18 protein-coding genes and 1 tRNA gene are annotated in these 14,411 nt (G+C 62.9%); 12 read left to right on the plus strand and 7 right to left on the minus strand.

What is annotated here, in order from left to right; all coding sequences use genetic code 11:
* Nucleotides 1–27 precede the first annotated feature (27 nt).
* Nucleotides 28–519, plus strand: coding sequence for an HTH domain-containing protein (locus AV059_RS12740; RefSeq protein WP_058994917.1), 492 nt, complete (start codon nucleotides 28–30; stop codon nucleotides 517–519).
* Between the two features lie 13 nt (nucleotides 520–532).
* On the opposite strand, the gene AV059_RS12745 is transcribed toward AV059_RS12740, so the two are convergent.
* Together AV059_RS12745 and AV059_RS12750 are read right to left on the minus strand one after the other, a co-directional pair.
* Complete coding sequence (locus AV059_RS12745) at nucleotides 533–886, minus strand: hypothetical protein (RefSeq protein WP_058994919.1); 354 nt, start codon at nucleotides 884–886, stop codon at nucleotides 533–535.
* Nucleotides 887–1,029: 143 nt separating this feature from the next.
* Nucleotides 1,030–1,104, minus strand: a tRNA-Val gene (locus AV059_RS12750).
* A 178-nt stretch (nucleotides 1,105–1,282) separates the two neighbouring features.
* Here AV059_RS12750 and trpD point away from each other — a divergent pair.
* From trpD to trpG, 4 genes are read left to right on the plus strand one after another with little or no spacing between them, the layout of a single operon-like run.
* A complete protein-coding gene (gene trpD, locus AV059_RS12755; RefSeq protein WP_058994922.1) occupies nucleotides 1,283–2,278 on the plus strand; it encodes an anthranilate phosphoribosyltransferase in 996 nt (331 codons plus the stop codon).
* A complete protein-coding gene (locus AV059_RS12760) occupies nucleotides 2,275–2,919 on the plus strand; it encodes a phosphoribosylanthranilate isomerase (RefSeq protein WP_058994923.1) in 645 nt (214 codons plus the stop codon). Before trpD ends, AV059_RS12760 begins: the two co-directional genes overlap by 4 nt.
* Nucleotides 2,916–4,553 (plus strand): anthranilate synthase component I, encoded by a 1,638-nt coding sequence (trpE, locus tag AV059_RS12765; RefSeq protein WP_058994925.1) that lies wholly within the window; start codon nucleotides 2,916–2,918, stop codon nucleotides 4,551–4,553. The genes AV059_RS12760 and trpE overlap by 4 nt, the downstream gene beginning before the upstream one ends.
* Nucleotides 4,550–5,173, plus strand: a complete 624-nt coding sequence (gene trpG / locus AV059_RS12770) for an anthranilate synthase component II (protein ID WP_058994927.1) — start codon at nucleotides 4,550–4,552, stop codon at nucleotides 5,171–5,173. Before trpE ends, trpG begins: the two co-directional genes overlap by 4 nt.
* Here the strand turns inward: trpG and AV059_RS12775 are convergent.
* Nucleotides 5,170–5,358, minus strand: coding sequence for a hypothetical protein (locus AV059_RS12775; RefSeq protein WP_058994930.1), 189 nt, complete (start codon nucleotides 5,356–5,358; stop codon nucleotides 5,170–5,172). The genes trpG and AV059_RS12775 overlap by 4 nt on opposite strands.
* A gap of 132 nt (nucleotides 5,359–5,490) precedes the next feature.
* Here AV059_RS12775 and AV059_RS12780 point away from each other — a divergent pair, with 132 nt between their 5' ends.
* Nucleotides 5,491–5,691 (plus strand): hypothetical protein, encoded by a 201-nt coding sequence (locus tag AV059_RS12780; RefSeq protein ID WP_058994932.1) that lies wholly within the window; start codon nucleotides 5,491–5,493, stop codon nucleotides 5,689–5,691.
* 1 nt (nucleotide 5,692) lies between these two features.
* Here the strand turns inward: AV059_RS12780 and pyrF are convergent, their stop codons facing one another.
* On the minus strand, nucleotides 5,693–6,526 hold the full coding sequence (pyrF, locus tag AV059_RS12785; RefSeq protein WP_058994934.1) for an orotidine-5'-phosphate decarboxylase: 834 nt from the start codon (nucleotides 6,524–6,526) through the stop codon (nucleotides 5,693–5,695).
* A 121-nt stretch (nucleotides 6,527–6,647) separates the two neighbouring features.
* Between pyrF and AV059_RS12790 the strand changes: the two genes are divergently transcribed.
* The gene (locus AV059_RS12790; RefSeq protein ID WP_058994936.1) at nucleotides 6,648–7,130 is read left to right on the plus strand and encodes a hypothetical protein; all 483 of its coding nucleotides are present in this window, start codon (nucleotides 6,648–6,650) and stop codon (nucleotides 7,128–7,130) included.
* 53 nt (nucleotides 7,131–7,183) lie between these two features.
* Here AV059_RS12790 and AV059_RS12795 read toward each other — a convergent pair whose 3' ends face one another.
* Together AV059_RS12795 and AV059_RS12800 are read right to left on the minus strand one after the other, a co-directional pair.
* Complete coding sequence (locus tag AV059_RS12795) at nucleotides 7,184–7,528, minus strand: hypothetical protein (protein ID WP_058994938.1); 345 nt, start codon at nucleotides 7,526–7,528, stop codon at nucleotides 7,184–7,186.
* Nucleotides 7,528–7,968: a DUF2240 family protein gene (locus AV059_RS12800; protein WP_058994940.1), complete on the minus strand. Its 441-nt coding sequence runs from the start codon at nucleotides 7,966–7,968 to the stop codon at nucleotides 7,528–7,530. The genes AV059_RS12795 and AV059_RS12800 overlap by 1 nt, the downstream gene beginning before the upstream one ends.
* A gap of 90 nt (nucleotides 7,969–8,058) precedes the next feature.
* Here AV059_RS12800 and AV059_RS12805 point away from each other — a divergent pair, with 90 nt between their 5' ends.
* Complete coding sequence (locus AV059_RS12805) at nucleotides 8,059–8,430, plus strand: 30S ribosomal protein S8e (protein WP_004957203.1); 372 nt, start codon at nucleotides 8,059–8,061, stop codon at nucleotides 8,428–8,430.
* A 55-nt stretch (nucleotides 8,431–8,485) separates the two neighbouring features.
* Here AV059_RS12805 and AV059_RS12810 read toward each other — a convergent pair whose 3' ends face one another.
* On the minus strand, nucleotides 8,486–9,484 hold the full coding sequence (locus AV059_RS12810; protein ID WP_058994942.1) for a phosphate uptake regulator PhoU: 999 nt from the start codon (nucleotides 9,482–9,484) through the stop codon (nucleotides 8,486–8,488).
* A 311-nt stretch (nucleotides 9,485–9,795) separates the two neighbouring features.
* Here AV059_RS12810 and AV059_RS12815 point away from each other — a divergent pair, with 311 nt between their 5' ends.
* Genes AV059_RS12815 through pstB form a run of 4 tightly spaced genes read left to right on the plus strand, consistent with a single transcriptional unit; the run spans nucleotide 9,796 to nucleotide 14,410 of the window.
* Nucleotides 9,796–10,803, plus strand: a complete 1,008-nt coding sequence (locus AV059_RS12815) for a PstS family phosphate ABC transporter substrate-binding protein (RefSeq protein ID WP_058994944.1) — start codon at nucleotides 9,796–9,798, stop codon at nucleotides 10,801–10,803.
* Nucleotides 10,804–10,854: 51 nt separating this feature from the next.
* Nucleotides 10,855–11,787 (plus strand): phosphate ABC transporter permease subunit PstC, encoded by a 933-nt coding sequence (pstC, locus tag AV059_RS12820; RefSeq protein ID WP_058994945.1) that lies wholly within the window; start codon nucleotides 10,855–10,857, stop codon nucleotides 11,785–11,787.
* A 19-nt stretch (nucleotides 11,788–11,806) separates the two neighbouring features.
* Entirely contained in the window at nucleotides 11,807–13,507 is a 1,701-nt protein-coding gene (gene pstA / locus AV059_RS12825) for a phosphate ABC transporter permease PstA (protein ID WP_058994947.1), read from the plus strand.
* 3 nt (nucleotides 13,508–13,510) lie between these two features.
* A complete protein-coding gene (gene pstB, locus AV059_RS12830) occupies nucleotides 13,511–14,410 on the plus strand; it encodes a phosphate ABC transporter ATP-binding protein PstB (RefSeq protein ID WP_058994949.1) in 900 nt (299 codons plus the stop codon).
* The last annotated feature ends 1 nt before the right edge of the window (nucleotide 14,411 follow it).

A 14,411-nucleotide genomic window follows, 5' to 3' on the forward strand; every position in this document is an offset into this window, starting at 1 on the left:
GTCAGCCGGGAGTGTCGTCCGATAGCTATGAGTGATACTACGCCGACACCTCACATCGAGCTGTATGTCCGGTCGATGCTGCCCGATGGCGCACACGAACGGCAGGAAGCTGTCATCGACCGTCTCCAGACACTCGACGAGAACGACCACATCGACGAGTTCAACGTTATCGTCTGGGGCAAACAGATCGCGCCGCAGTCGGCCGCCGCACGGACGGAAGAAGGCAAGTACATTCTGAACCGTGTCGCCGAGTTCAAGCAGTGGGCACTGAGCAACAACGTCTCGCTCGAATCGTTCTATCAGGACACGACCGTGGATTCAGAAGTGGCGGCGTCGGCGTACGACGCCATGTCGCTGCCCATCATGGGGCTGGCTGAGTACGACGGCAGCGAACTCGTCCATGTCGCACCGTGTACGAAAGACGACGTCGTCCATACGATCATGGACCGTCTCGAACGTCTCGAAGCGGGCCAGCCACCCGCTCTCGATCAGGAGCGCGGCGGCGTGAGCGTTGTCTAACGAGTGGGACCCGTTACGAGGACCAGACCGCGTCGACGTACGGTTTGAACTCGTCTGTCGCTGACAGCACTTCAAGCACTTCTTCTGGATCTCCGGCCAGCTTGTATCCCGGCCGTCCTTTCCCCGTCGATGACTCCGTCTGTTCGGTGCGCAACAGCCCCTTGTCGGCGAGTCGGCCCAGCGCCGAGATGACCTTCTGGCGCTCGACGCCGCCGAACGGCTGTCGGTCGACATCCGCGAGATGTGCTTTCGCCGTCTGGGTCACATGATAGGAGTGGACTGGCGTTTCACCGGCCGTTTCGAGTTCTGCAACCGCAAGGAGCACGAACTGTTCGAACGCGTCCGCCGACTGGACCTGATCTCTCATATAGATGACTCTAACGCGGTTGGGGCAAGAAACTATGGGATGGCCCTGTCGGAGCGTCGAGATCTGCGCCCTTGCACACGACTCTGGCTTAATCCACAGGTCGCTGCCGACTCGCTTCGCTCGGGAGGGAGGGACAGTAGAAATGGGTTCGGGCGGATTTGAACCGCCGGCCTCCTCCATGTCAAGGAGGTGTCATAACCGACCTAGACCACGAACCCTCACTGCGAGGTACACCACATTGTTTCCGGTGGGTATAATTGAAGGTTTCGAATTCCGTATCGCCACGTTGTCTGTTGATTGCCCACACATATACGTCAGCGAGCAGGGGTCCCGATAGGCTTAAGTCAATGTACGGATTTGTACATCATAACACGAAAAAGTCCATTGGTGAATACAATGAAAGAGTATATTGAGCGCGTCACTGACGGTGACGACCTGACACAGGAGGAAGCTCGAGCCGTTGCGACGACTGTTTTCGAGGATGCAACCGAGGCACAGATCGGTGCGCTCCTGACGGCACTGCGGGCGAAGGGGGAGACAGAGGCTGAGATCGCCGGCTTTGCCGAGGGGATGCGCGACGCCGCACGGACCATCCGGCCCGACCGCGAGGGGCTTGTCGACACCTGTGGAACCGGCGGGGACGACTACGACACGATCAACGTCTCGACGACGAGCGCCATCGTCGCGGCTGGAGCCGGCGTCCCCATCGCCAAACACGGCAACTACTCTGTCTCTTCATCTTCGGGGAGCGCCGACGTGCTCGAAGAAGTCGGCGTCGACATCGAGGCCGAACCGCCGGACGTCGAGGAGACTATCGAACGAGACGGTATCGGCTTCATGCTCGCACCCGTGTTCCACCCGGCGATGAAGGCCGTCATCGGCCCGCGACAGGAACTCGGGATGCGGACTGTCTTCAATATTCTTGGCCCGTTGACGAACCCTGCCGACGCGGATGCACAGGTGCTGGGCGTCTACGATCCGGACCTCGTGCCCGTGATGGCAGAGGCGCTGGCTCGACTGGATGTCGAGCGCGCGCTGGTCGTCCACGGCGACGGCCTCGACGAGATCGCCATCCACGGCGAGACGGTTGTCGCAGAAGTCACCGGCGACCGGATCGAGGAGTACACCATCACCCCGGAGGATATGGGTCTGGAAACACGTGATATCGAGGCCATATCCGGGGGGTCGCCCGAAGAGAATGCCGCCGACCTTCGCGGCATCGTCACGGGCGAAATCACCGGTGCAAAGCGGGACATCATTCTCGCGAACGCCGGCGCGGCCATCTACGTCGCCGGCGTCGCCGACACGCACGAAGCGGGAGTCGAACAGGCCCGACAGGCCATCGAGTCGGGCGCGGCAGCCGACAAACTCGACGACCTGATCGGGGCATGACGCGCGTGAAGATCTGCGGCGTGACGGACACCGAGGACCGCGATGCCGTCGTTACAGCTGGTGCTGACGCGGTCGGTATCATCCACGGTGTTCCGGTCGACACACCGCGGGAGGTCGACGAGGGAACGGCTGAAACGATCGCCGATGGCGTCCCGCCGTTCGTGACGAGCGTGCTGGTGATGATGCCGACGACGGTGCAAGAGGCCGTCAGACGTATCGACAGGATCGAGCCCGACGCGGTGCAGGTCCACGACGGGCTCTCGCCGGCGGAACTCGGGGCTCTCGATAGCCGTATCTCACGGGACATCGTCGCTGTAGTCGAGGCAAGCGCGTCAGCCATCGAGGACTACGCAACCCACGCCGACGCCCTGCTTATCGATTCGGTCGACGCCGACGGCGGTGGCGGCACGGGCGAGACACACGACTGGGAGCGCACGCGTGACCTCGTCGACTCGCTTGACGTGCCCGTCGTGCTGGCCGGCGGACTGACTCCCGAGAACGTGGCCGAGGCCGTCGAGACAGTCGAGCCGTTTGCCGTCGACGTGGCGAGCGGCGTGGAGTCTGCCGGCGGCACGAAAGACCACGACGGAGTTAGACGGTTCGTCCGGAACGCAAAGCGCGCGTCGGAGGGCACAGTATGACCCTCGATATCTCCCGCGAGGAGTTCGTCGAACACGCCAAGGCCGACCGCCCGGTCGTCGTCCGCACCGCTGCGGAACTTGACGTAGACGTGGAGCCACTGACCGCGTACGCGGCTCTGACCGGTCGCACGAGCGACGTGGCCGCCAACGACTACACGTTCCTGCTCGAAAGTGCCGAAAAGGTCGCCTCCAGCGACCCTGACGGCGCGTTCGCGCCGGAGACCGACGACCGCCACGCCCGCTTCTCTTTCGTCGGCTACGACCCGCGCGCCGTCGTCACCGTGACCGGTGACGAGAGCGAGGTCGAGGCGTTCGATGACCGCTACGCCGACCTCGTGACGACCGACGGCGGCGACGTGGTTGATGACCTCCGGGCGGCGATGCCCGATGTGGCGCTGCGGAACTTCCCGGCGATGGACCGCCAGCACCTCGAAGGCGGCCTCGTTGGCTTCCTCTCGTATGACGCCGTCTACGACCTCTGGCTCGACGAGGTTGGCTTAGACCGCCCGGATTCGCGGTTCCCCGACGCGCAGTTCGTCCTCACCACGTCGACCGTCCGCTTCGACCACGTCGAGGACACTGTCTCGCTCGTGTTCACGCCAGTTGTCAGGCAAGGCGAGGACGCCGGCGAGCGATACGACGAACTGGTCGCCGAAGCTGAACGGGTCGAGGCCGTGCTTACGGACCTGTCACCGCTTGAGACCGGTGGCTTCCGGCGTGAGGACGAAGTCGCCGGCCCCAGAGATGAGTACGAGGACGCCGTCGAACGCGCAAAGGAGTACGTCCTCTCGGGCGACATCTATCAGGGCGTCATCTCCCGAACGCGAGAGCTGTACGGTGACGTCGACCCGCTGGGCTTCTACGAAGCGCTCCGGGCGGTGAACCCCTCGCCGTACATGTACCTGCTGGGCTACGACGACCTGACTATCGTCGGCGCGAGCCCGGAGACACTCGTCTCCGTCGCTGGCGACCACGTCGTCTCGAACCCCATCGCAGGGACGTGCCCGCGCGGGAACTCTCCTGTCGAGGACCGACGCCTCGCCGGCGAGATGCTCGCCGACGGGAAGGAGCGAGCCGAACACACCATGCTGGTCGATCTGGCGCGCAACGACGTGCGCCGCGTCGCCGAGGCCGGTAGCGTCCGGGTCCCCGAGTTCATGAACGTCCTCAAGTACAGCCACGTCCAGCACATCGAATCCACCGTGACGGGGCGGCTCGCCGAAGACAAGGACGCCTTCGACGCCGCCCGCGCGACGTTCCCGGCAGGGACCCTCTCCGGTGCACCGAAGATCCGCGCCATGGAGATCATCGACGAACTCGAACGGTCGCCGCGTGGCCCCTACGGCGGCGGCGTCGGCTACTTCGACTGGGACGGCGACACCGACTTCGCCATCGTCATCCGCTCGGCGACGGTCGAGGACGAGGGCGACCGGGACCGCATCACCGTCCAGGCCGGGGCCGGCATCGTCGCGGATTCGGACCCCGAAAGCGAGTACGTCGAGACCGAGCAGAAGATGGACGGCGTGTTGACCGCGCTTGAGGAAATCGAAGGGGAACCGGTCGACGCGGCTGGGAGTGCTGACGACGCTGAGGCTGCGACCGGAGCCAACGACCCCGAGGGGGTGACCCGATGAGCGCGTCACAGCCCGCCGGCGAGAACGCCGTCAGGGACGACCTCCGCGTGCTGTTCGTGGATAACTTCGACTCGTTTACGTACAACCTCGTCGAGTACGTCTCCGAACACGCCGAGACTGAAGTGGTCCGGAACACCGCGACGCTCGAAGACGTCGAAGCGTTCGACCCCGACGCAATCATCCTCTCGCCGGGTCCGGGCCACCCGAAGAACGAACGGGACGTCGGCGTCACGCTCGACGTCCTCCGGGAGGTCAGCCCCGACGTGCCGACGCTGGGCGTCTGTCTCGGCCTCGAATCGGCGGTGTACGCCTACGGCGGTACCATCGGTCGTGCCCCGGAGCCGGTTCACGGGAAGGCGTTCCCCATCAACCACGACGAGAAGGGCGTTTTTGTGGGGCTGGAACAGGGGTTTCAGGGCGGACGCTACCACTCGCTCATCGCCGACGACGTTCCCGAGGAGTTCGTCGTCAGCGCGACGACGGAGACCGAGGACGGCACGGAACTGGTGATGGGTGTCCGCCACCGCGAGCACCCCATCGAAGCCGTCCAGTTCCATCCCGAGTCAGTCCTGACCGCGGTTGGCCACGACGTGATCCGAAACTTCCTCGCCGGACTCTAGATGACTTGAAAGCCCAGTATTCCGAGTATCCAGAGGACGGCGACGGCGATGATAGCGATAATGACGAGCCGCCACGCCACCTTCATGACGAGCCGACCGACCAGTAGTACAACGGCGATAGCCAGCAAGCCGACGAGTATTGCTGGCAGTGATGGAAGCGATCCGAGCTGGAGGAGTGGCAACATAGTATAGAGAGGAATGGCCACGGGGAAATACTTCGTGGCCAGCCAGGCGAGACTGTCCTGGCGTGGGGTTGCCGAACCGCTCCCGGCTCACGCCGCCAAAGATTCAAACAGTCAGGTATGCTACCTGATACCATGAGCGTAGCCGGACTGTGTGAAATCTGTGAGCGCCCCGACGTCGATCACACCTGCGACAGGTGCGGTCGACTTGTCTGTGACCGCCACTGGGACGAGGACATTGGGATGTGCGTCGAGTGCGGTGGGGAGGTCGGCCAGCCGGGCGACCGGACGTCGCCAGAGAATATGCCCGATGGCGTGGACACGTACCGATTCTGAGTCAGCGGAACTGGTTCAATCGCTGCTTGAGCTGTTTGGCCGACTGTCCGGCGGCCTTGAAAAACGCGTCGCCGGAGTCGTCCCGCCGCGTATCGGCGTCCTCGCCGGCGAAGATGATACCCCGAGAGGAGTTGACGAGGCCGACGCCGTCGGCGAGACCGTGCTCGACGGCGGCCTCGGCGTCGCCGCCCTGTGCGCCGACGCCGGGGACGAGAAACGGGATGTCCGGAACCAGTTCGCGGATCTCTTCGAGTTCGTCGGGGTTTGTCGCACCGACGACGAGGCCGACATTGCCGTTCTGATTCCAGAGGTCCGCGAGGTGAACCACGCGCTCGTATAGTTTCTCGCCGGAGGCTAGTTCGAGGTCCTGGAGATCCTCACCGCCGGGGTTTGACGTGCGCCCGAGGACGAACACACCCCTGTCCGCGCGCTGGAGGAACGGCTCCAGCGAGTCCCGGCCGAGGAACGGGTTGACCGTGATAGCGTCGGCCGCAGGCCCGTCCTCGTCGTCGAGAATCTGGGCGTACTGCCGCGCCGTGTTGCCGATGTCGCCCCGCTTGGCGTCCAGCAGGACGGGCACGTCCTTCCCGTGTGCGTAGGCGATTGTCTCCTCGAGGGCACGCCAGCCGTCGGAATCCTCGTAGAAGGCCGCGTTCGGCTTGTAGCAGGCGGCGTGTTCGTGGGTCGCATCGATGATACGGCGATTGAACTGCCAGCGCGGGAGGTCGGCGTCCAGCACGCTGTCGGGGAGGCGGGCAGGGTCCGGGTCGAGGCCGACCGACACCACGCTGTCGGCGGTCGCGATGCGGTCCGCGAGACGGTCGAAGAAGTGCATAGATACCGCGGCGGCTGGCAGCGATACAAGCGTTTCCTTCTCACGTCGTGCCTGCTTCGGTGGAATCAGATTTGATATTTTCTCCCCCTGTCTATTTCACACCGTAGGTAGAAGCCCGCTCATGGACCGTTTCATGGATGTCGGCCACGTGGCCGAGACCCTCCCAGACCTGAGCGAAGCCCTGGACGACCCGCGGCTGCGGCAGTTCGGACTCGTCGGCGGTGTCCTGCTCGTGGCCGTCGGCGCGTTTTTGTCGCTCGCGCCCGCGTCCGGACCGTGGCTGTTCTGGTCGTACGCTGTCGCGGCAACGCTGGTGTTCATTGGCGTCCCGCTGCTGTGTCTCGGCCTCGCCGCTCCCGACCCGGAGCCCGGGTCGCCGTTCCATCTCGGCATCGAACTGACGACGACACAGCGCCGGGCCGTCGCGCTGGGCTCGCTCTGTATCACTGCGACGCCGATCGTCATCGCCGTCGGAACGCCGCTCGGCCTCCCGACGCTGGTGCTTGCTATCGCTGCCGCGACAGCGGTACTCGGTTCCGTGCTCGTCCTCACCGGCTTCGTGGCGTGGACGTCCGCGGCTATCGCCGAACCGAGCCGTCACTGATTCTATGTAGTTCAGCCAGAGTGCGATCGTTTCCTCACCTGGAAAAAGCCGTGCTACCCCGAGAGAGTCTCCTCCAGCACGTCAACCGCGGCTTTCACCGCCGCGCCGCTGTGAACGACAACAGTTGCCCCGTTGGTCGTGATATCGTCACGCTCCGGTACGGTTGCGGGCTCCTCGTTCAGGAGCAGGCGGGCCGTTTCCGGTGTCACCTCGACGACTGCCACTTCAGTGTCGTCAGCCGTCACGCGGTAGGCGAAGGCACCCGCTGGTGTCGGTTCCACATCCCTGTCAGCATCGACGACAGAAACATCTGAGAGCGGCCCGCGCTGGAGGCCGGTCAGTTCCGAGGCGAGCAACTGCCCGATCCGTCGACCGTCAGAAATGCTGTCTTTGACCATTAGAGCTCCTCCCGGACATCCGCGGCAATGGCTTCGACATCGACGCCCTCGCTGCGCGCGTACACCACGGCCGCGGCCTCCAGTGTCACGCCGATATCGGACTGGAGCGCGTTGATACCGGCGACAGCGGTCTGTTTCTCGATGCCGGCCTCGACGACGGCGTCGAGTACCCGCTCGAACGTCGACCGCGACTGCAGGATTTCCTCACCCGGCGTGAACCCATCCGGAATATCGGTGTGGGTGCCGTCGAAGGCCACGACGAGGTCGTCGTCGTCCCGTTCGACCAGTCCCTCGCTTGCGGCCACGTCGACCAGCGTCTTGGCCTGGTCGGGCGAGAACCAGTTCCGGTCCAGCGAGAGTGCAACGACGAACTCACTTTCGGCCATCCGGTCGGTTCCACGCTGGCGGAACGGTGCGGCGACGGCCGTCTTCAGACTCATCGTCAGAGCAACCGGTCGGCGCGGGGGTAACGATTACGATGGCGAGTCGGCATCGAACGGTTCAAGTAGCCGCTGGGTCTTCCTTCCCGTATGAAAGACCAGGGACGCTCCCCTCGCAAGCGGACAGGCGGCCGCCGACGACCGAACCACAAGAAGAAGAAACACGAACTCGGCAAGGATACCGTCGAGACGCAGGTCGGCGAGCAGCGACTGAAAACTGTCGACTCCCGCGGCAACACCCAGAAGGTCCGTGCGGTCAAGACCGACGTTGCAAGCATCGCCGACGGTGCGGAGACCATTGAAGCGACCATCGAGAACGTCGTCGAGAACCCGTCGAACCCGAACTACGCCCGGCGAAACATCATCACGAAAGGCGCAATCCTCGAAACCTCCGAGGGACAGGCCCGCGTGACCTCCCGCCCCGGGCAGCACGGTCAGGTCAACGCCGTGCTGGTCGAGTAATCCGGTACACAATCAGCTTTTTCAGCTGTTCACGAATTCGGAGCGACAGCGTCAGCTATGGCCGCGGGGCTGCCTTCTGGAGCGCGCTCTCGGCGATGTTGCCGCCGTAGTCGGCGGTCCGGGACAGCGAGTCGACCACGCGGCCAAGCAACTGTGCGCTCTGTGGGTCTAGCTCTCTGACTTTGCCGTCGACCTCACGGGCAGTTTCGTCGACTTCGGGGATGCGGGAACGGGCCTCGTTTGCCAGTTCGACGGCCTCGTCGTTGTCGTCAGCTAACAGCGCATCCATTGCGTTTTCGGGGACGGCAATGGCCTCGGTTTCTAGCTGGTCGAGAAGGTCAGCAGTTTCACCGGTGATTTCGTCGATCTCCTGTGAGAGGCCGGCGATCTTGGTTGCGTGGTCGGCGATACGTTCTAGCTGGCGGGCACTGGACTGGTAATCGAACACCGTCTCGCGTGGGAAGCCGATCTCGTTGGCAGCCGTCGGATTGCGAAGGACGGTTCGGAACACTCGGGAGACCATGTACCAGAGGCGGTCCACGTCGTCGTCGCGCTGTATCACGTCTTCTGCGAGGTCGTTGTCGTCCTCGATGAGCGCCTCAACAGCGTCGGAGAGCATCGTCAGCGAGACCAGCCGCATACGTGTAATGGCGTTGAGAACAGAGAGTTCCGAGGAGTCGAGCAAGTCCTGCAGAACGACCCGGTCGGCCGTCTCCTCGATCATCTCTAGGCCGACCAGTCCCTGTGTTGCATCGCGGATGATACGCCGCTGTTCGGCCGTTATCCGAGCGGCTTCCAGTCGGATGATGTCGAAGCCGCTGACGTACATCGTCATCACCGCCCGCGTGAGTTCGTGCCTGTTCTCGAGGCCAGTCACGTCGAGCGTTCCCTCGACGTGGTCGTCGCCGTGCTGTGGCGAGACCAGTAGCAGGTCGTCTTCGGCGTAAAACTCGACGATACTTCCGCTCTCGACGCCATTCTCTGTCGCCCACTCCTTCGGTAACGAGACAGTGTACGTGGATCCGCCCGTCAACTGTACTTTGCGTGTCTCCATAGTACTCTGAATACGCGCTGCGGATTTATAAAATATACTGTGACTATATATCAACGGTCGAAACTCTGACTTGCGCTGTCATGGAATCACGACACATGATGTGGGCACTCAGCCAAGTGGTCCGCTAGCAACAGTACACCCAATGAATTGTTACCATTATCGGGTCGAAATCGGCTTCAGACACCTGTTACGCCGTCTTTGGCGTGTAACACGGTAGCGACACATAATAATATATAGCAGTATATAGCGTTTATATCTGGATATAGGGCTAATAGTAGGGTACTTATCCGCTCTGTAACTTCCATCAGGTGATGACAGATTCACCGAGCGGTGGTCTCTCTCGCCGTCGTTTTTTAACAAGTTCTGGTGCAATCGGGACACTGGCGCTGGCTGGTTGTGTCCAGAATACGAGCCGTGGCGACGGCAGTGGCTCCGATGGCAGTGGGTCTGACGGGAACTCCGACGGGCTTTCGGGGCAGGTCATTATCAAGGGCAGCAGTACCGTGTTCCCCATCTCCGATGCGATGGCTGAGGAGTTCATGGAAGAACACGGAAACGTCAACGTGACCGTCGACTCCACAGGGAGCGGGGGCGGCTTCGAAAACTGGTTCTGTCCCGGCGACTCCGATATCAACGGGGCTTCCCGTCCCATCAGCGACGCCGAGATCGAGCAGTGCTCGGGCAACGACGTCGAGCCTGTCGAGTTCGAGATCGCAGGCGATGCCCTGACCGTCGCGGTCAACAACGACGCCGACTGGGTCGACTGCATAACCTTCGACGAGCTGCGCCAGATCTGGAGCGACGAAGCAGGAGTCACGAACTGGTCGGACGTGCGCGACGAGTGGCCCGATATGGAAATCGAACGCTACGGCCCGGCGTCGACGTCCGGGACGTTCGACTACTTCAACGAGAACGTCGTCGGTGAAGACACTGAACACACGACCGAGTACCAGCCGACCGAGGAGGACGAAACTATCGTCAAAGGGATCCGTGACAACGAGGGTGGGATGGGATATTTCGGCTTCGCCTACTACAACTCCAACTCCGAGGCGGTGAAAGCCGTCGAAGTCAAGGCCGAGGAAGACGGCGAATGTACACCTCCGAGCCTGGCAAACGCCAAGGACGGTTCCTATCCGCTGGCCCGACCGCTGTTCATCTACGCGGCCGAGTCAGCGCTTCAGCGAGAGGAAGTGTACGAGTTCATCGAGTTCTACCTCGAGCAGGCCGAAACCGATATCGTCCAAGATATCGGGTACGTGCCGTCGAGCGCCGAGCAGCGCGACGAGAACCTCGAAAAGCTGGACGAGGTCGCTGGCTAACACAGTATAGAATCGGCTTACTCACATGGATACATTATTGGAGACAACACAATGAGCACCGAGACGCCCGGGCCGGATATTACCTCCAGACCGAGCGGACGCGCAGCACGCGAGCGTATGTACCGATATGTCTTGCTCCTGTGTGCTGCCGCGTCGATTCTCGTCACCGTCAGCATCGTCGTGTTGCTCGCACGCGACGCGATTACGTTCTTTACGCTGGTGAACCCAGTCGACTTCTTCACCGGAACAGAGTTCCTCATCAGTCGGAACGTCTACGGGTTGCTCCCGTTGTTGAGCGGCACGCTGTTGGTCACGGTGATCTCCGCCGTCATCGCACTCCCGACGGGCGTCGCGGCCGCGATCTACCTCAGCGAGTACGCTAGCGACCAGATGCGCTCAGTGCTGAAACCGGGTCTGGAAATTCTGGCCGGTATCCCGACAGTCGTCTACGGTATCTTCGCGCTCGTGTATGTGACACCGTTCCTCCAGACCATCGGGCTCCCGGTCAACACGTTCAATATCCTCAGCGCTTCCATCATGGTCGGTATCATGATTATCCCGATGGTCTCCAGTCTGAGCGAGGACGCGATGAGTTCTGTCCCGGACTCGCTACGACAGGCCGGCTACGGGATGGGTGCGACGAAGTTCGAGGTGACTACCGGCGTCGTCGTCCCCGCGGCGGCCTCGGGCATCTTCTCCTCGTTCATTCTCGCCCTGTCGCGGGCTATCGGCGAGACGATGATTGTCGTCGTCGCGGCCGGCAGTCGACCACGGATGCTGAACTTCTCGGACCCGCTCGCGAACCTCTTCCAGGGGTACCAGCCGATGACGGCGGCGATGGTTCAGATCAACAGCGCCGACAGCGTCAGTCAACTGGGCTTTACCAGTCTCTTCGCTATCGGCCTGACGCTGTTCGTCATCACGTTCCTGTTGAACCTGCTGAGCAACCGAATCGCGGCGCGCTACCGGGAGGAGTACGAATGAACACTGGGGGACTGAACTGATGGCAACACGAGAACCTGAAACGGGCTGGCACGGGGAGAACAGCGACGTCAACCATCTGCGGGGGCGTGCCTTCGAGGCGACCTGTCTCGCGGCGACCGCGTTCGGACTCGTCTCAGTCCTGCTCCTCCTGCTGTTCGTCGCCAACGACGCGTTCCGGCCCTTCTCGGCCGACGCAGGGTGGCTGGCGACCTACGCCGCTACGGTGCTGGTGCCGCTGGCCGCACTGGCTGTTTATTACTATCGTCTCGACGAACCGGCCGGCGAGGTCGCCTACGTCACCAGCGGGCTCCCGGTCGTCGGACTGCTGCTCACAGGCGGGTTTGCGGTGCTGTTCATCGAACTACTCTCCGTGCTTGAGTGGTTCGCACTGCTCATCTCGCTGGTCGTGGCCGGCGGCCTGATCGTCGCACACGGCCGACTGCGACCGAAGGCTGCGCTCGAACGCCTCGCCGTGGTGCTCCTCGCCCCGATTATCACGGTGTTCGGGCTGCCACCCACCAGATTTAATTGGTTCGTCACCGACGCCGCCGCGGCGCTCGGCCTCGATTTCGGGCTGTACTATCGGGTAATAAGCCTCCGAGAAGCGATCCTGATGCTCCCGTTCGTGCCCACAGACTGGGTCATGCTACTCCTGACGCTCGTGCTCCCGATCGCCGGTGCCGCAGGCTGGTTCGTCGAACAGCGACGCGAGTCGCGGCGTGACGGCCTGGCCGTCGTCGGGATGACGACGATAGTTGCGGTACTGGGCGTCGTCGCCGGCCCGCTACTTGGGATCGGGACTGACGTGTGGCTGCTCATAGTCACGTTCGCCGTACTCCCGCTGGGTGTCTACGTCGAAGGCGTGGTCCGTCGTGGCGAGGGCGTCCGCGGCCTCGCCTTCCCGGTCGTCGCCGTGCTGGGCGTGGTCGTCGGCGGCGTCGTCACCGGCGCACTTGGGTTCGCCGGACCGGACCCCTGGCTCGACTGGGGGTTCCTGACGAGCGCGACCTCCCGGACCGCCGCTGATGCCGGTATCTACCCTGCGATGGTCGGCTCAGTGATGATGATTATCGTGATCGTGCTCACTACCTTCCCGGTCGGCGTCGGAGCGGCGATCTATCTTGAGGAGTACGCCCCCTCGCAGGGATGGATGGGCAAGTTCGTCACGCTCATCGAGATCAACATCGGGAACCTCGCCGGTGTCCCATCGGTCGTGTACGGCCTGCTCGGACTGGCGCTTTTCATCCGGGTGCTCCAGTGGCCCCAGGGGTCCATTATCGTCGCCGGCCTCGCCGTCGGCCTGCTGATACTCCCGATCGTAATCATCTCCGCCCAGGAGGCGATCCGATCCGTTCCCGACTCGTTCCGGCAGGCGTCCTACGGAATGGGAGCGACCCGCTGGCAGACGATCCGTCAGGTCGTCCTCCCTGAGGCGCTGCCCGGCATTCTGACCGGAACGATACTGGCGCTGGGTCGGGCTATCGGCGAGACGGCCCCACTGCTGATGATTGGGGCGGCGGCGTCGGTCCGGCTCGCGCCGAACAGCTTCTTCGACGTAGCGAGTATGATGCCCCGCCAGATCTTCTCGTGGTCGTCGGAGCTGGACCCGGCGTTCCGCCACGGCGTGCTGGCGGCCGGCGTGATTACACTGCTTGCGGTGTTGCTGGTGATGAATGCGACAGCGATTGTCATCCGGAACCGGTATCAGCGAACAGGATAATTCATGACAGAGAACGAGATGACGAGCAACGACAGTACCGAACCCACACCGACCACTGAAACGGCCGCGTCGTCACCCGACCCGTCCGGCGATCCTCTCATCGAACAGTCGATCGACGTGGAGGGAACCGGCGCGACCGCGGCCGAGACGGGGAAGCCAGTCATCGAGTCCAGTGACCTGAACGTGTTCTACGGCGAGACGCAAGCGCTCCAGGGCATCGATCTGGCCATCCCTGAAAAACAGGTGACCGCCATGATCGGCCCCTCCGGCTGTGGCAAGTCCACGTTCCTGCGGTGTATCAACCGCATGAACGACCTCATCGACGCGGCACGGGTCGAGGGAGACCTCCACTTCGAGGGGAAAAACGTCTACGACGCCGACGTAGACCCGGTGGCGCTGCGGCGACGCATCGGAATGGTGTTCCAGCATCCGAACCCCTTCCCAAAGAGCATCTACGACAACGTCGCCTACGGCCTCCAGATTCAGGACCAGACGGAGAACATCGATGAGAAAGTCGAGACGGCGCTCAAGCGTGCCGCGCTGTGGGACGAAGTCAAAGACCAACTTGACAAGAGCGCACTCGACCTCTCAGGCGGCCAGCAACAGCGGCTCTGCATCGCCCGCGCCATCGCCGTCGACCCGGATGTCATCCTGATGGACGAGCCGGCGTCGGCGCTTGACCCGATCGCCACATCGAAGATCGAGGACCTCATCGAGGAACTGGCCGAGGAGTTCACTGTCGTTATCGTTACTCACAACATGCAGCAGGCGGCTCGTATCTCCGATAAGACGGCTGTCTTCCTCACTGGCGGCGAGCTCGTCGAGTTCGACGATACGGACAAGATCTTCGAGAACCCCGACAGCCAGCGCGTCGAGGACTACATCACCGGCAAGTTCGGATAGC

This window comes from Haloarcula sp. CBA1127 (assembly GCF_001485575.1).
Lineage (GTDB): Archaea > Halobacteriota > Halobacteria > Halobacteriales > Haloarculaceae > Haloarcula.

Coding starts and splice junctions, on each gene's coding strand:
- pyrF (WP_058994934.1), bottom strand. CDS start 6,526: ATGCACTTCTTCGACCGTCTCGCGGACCGCATCGCGACCGCCGACAGC.
- trpE (WP_058994925.1), top strand. CDS start 2,916: ATGACCCTCGATATCTCCCGCGAGGAGTTCGTCGAACACGCCAAGGCC.
- pstB (WP_058994949.1), top strand. CDS start 13,511: ATGACAGAGAACGAGATGACGAGCAACGACAGTACCGAACCCACACCG.
- AV059_RS12800 (WP_058994940.1), bottom strand. CDS start 7,968: ATGAGTCTGAAGACGGCCGTCGCCGCACCGTTCCGCCAGCGTGGAACC.
- AV059_RS12810 (WP_058994942.1), bottom strand. CDS start 9,484: ATGGAGACACGCAAAGTACAGTTGACGGGCGGATCCACGTACACTGTC.
- AV059_RS12795 (WP_058994938.1), bottom strand. CDS start 7,528: ATGGTCAAAGACAGCATTTCTGACGGTCGACGGATCGGGCAGTTGCTC.
- AV059_RS12745 (WP_058994919.1), bottom strand. CDS start 886: ATGAGAGATCAGGTCCAGTCGGCGGACGCGTTCGAACAGTTCGTGCTC.
- AV059_RS12775 (WP_058994930.1), bottom strand. CDS start 5,358: ATGTTGCCACTCCTCCAGCTCGGATCGCTTCCATCACTGCCAGCAATA.
- AV059_RS12805 (WP_004957203.1), top strand. CDS start 8,059: ATGAAAGACCAGGGACGCTCCCCTCGCAAGCGGACAGGCGGCCGCCGA.
- pstA (WP_058994947.1), top strand. CDS start 11,807: ATGGCAACACGAGAACCTGAAACGGGCTGGCACGGGGAGAACAGCGAC.
- pstC (WP_058994945.1), top strand. CDS start 10,855: ATGAGCACCGAGACGCCCGGGCCGGATATTACCTCCAGACCGAGCGGA.
- AV059_RS12760 (WP_058994923.1), top strand. CDS start 2,275: ATGACGCGCGTGAAGATCTGCGGCGTGACGGACACCGAGGACCGCGAT.
- AV059_RS12790 (WP_058994936.1), top strand. CDS start 6,648: ATGGACCGTTTCATGGATGTCGGCCACGTGGCCGAGACCCTCCCAGAC.
- AV059_RS12740 (WP_058994917.1), top strand. CDS start 28: ATGAGTGATACTACGCCGACACCTCACATCGAGCTGTATGTCCGGTCG.
- AV059_RS12780 (WP_058994932.1), top strand. CDS start 5,491: ATGAGCGTAGCCGGACTGTGTGAAATCTGTGAGCGCCCCGACGTCGAT.
- trpD (WP_058994922.1), top strand. CDS start 1,283: ATGAAAGAGTATATTGAGCGCGTCACTGACGGTGACGACCTGACACAG.
- AV059_RS12815 (WP_058994944.1), top strand. CDS start 9,796: ATGACAGATTCACCGAGCGGTGGTCTCTCTCGCCGTCGTTTTTTAACA.
- trpG (WP_058994927.1), top strand. CDS start 4,550: ATGAGCGCGTCACAGCCCGCCGGCGAGAACGCCGTCAGGGACGACCTC.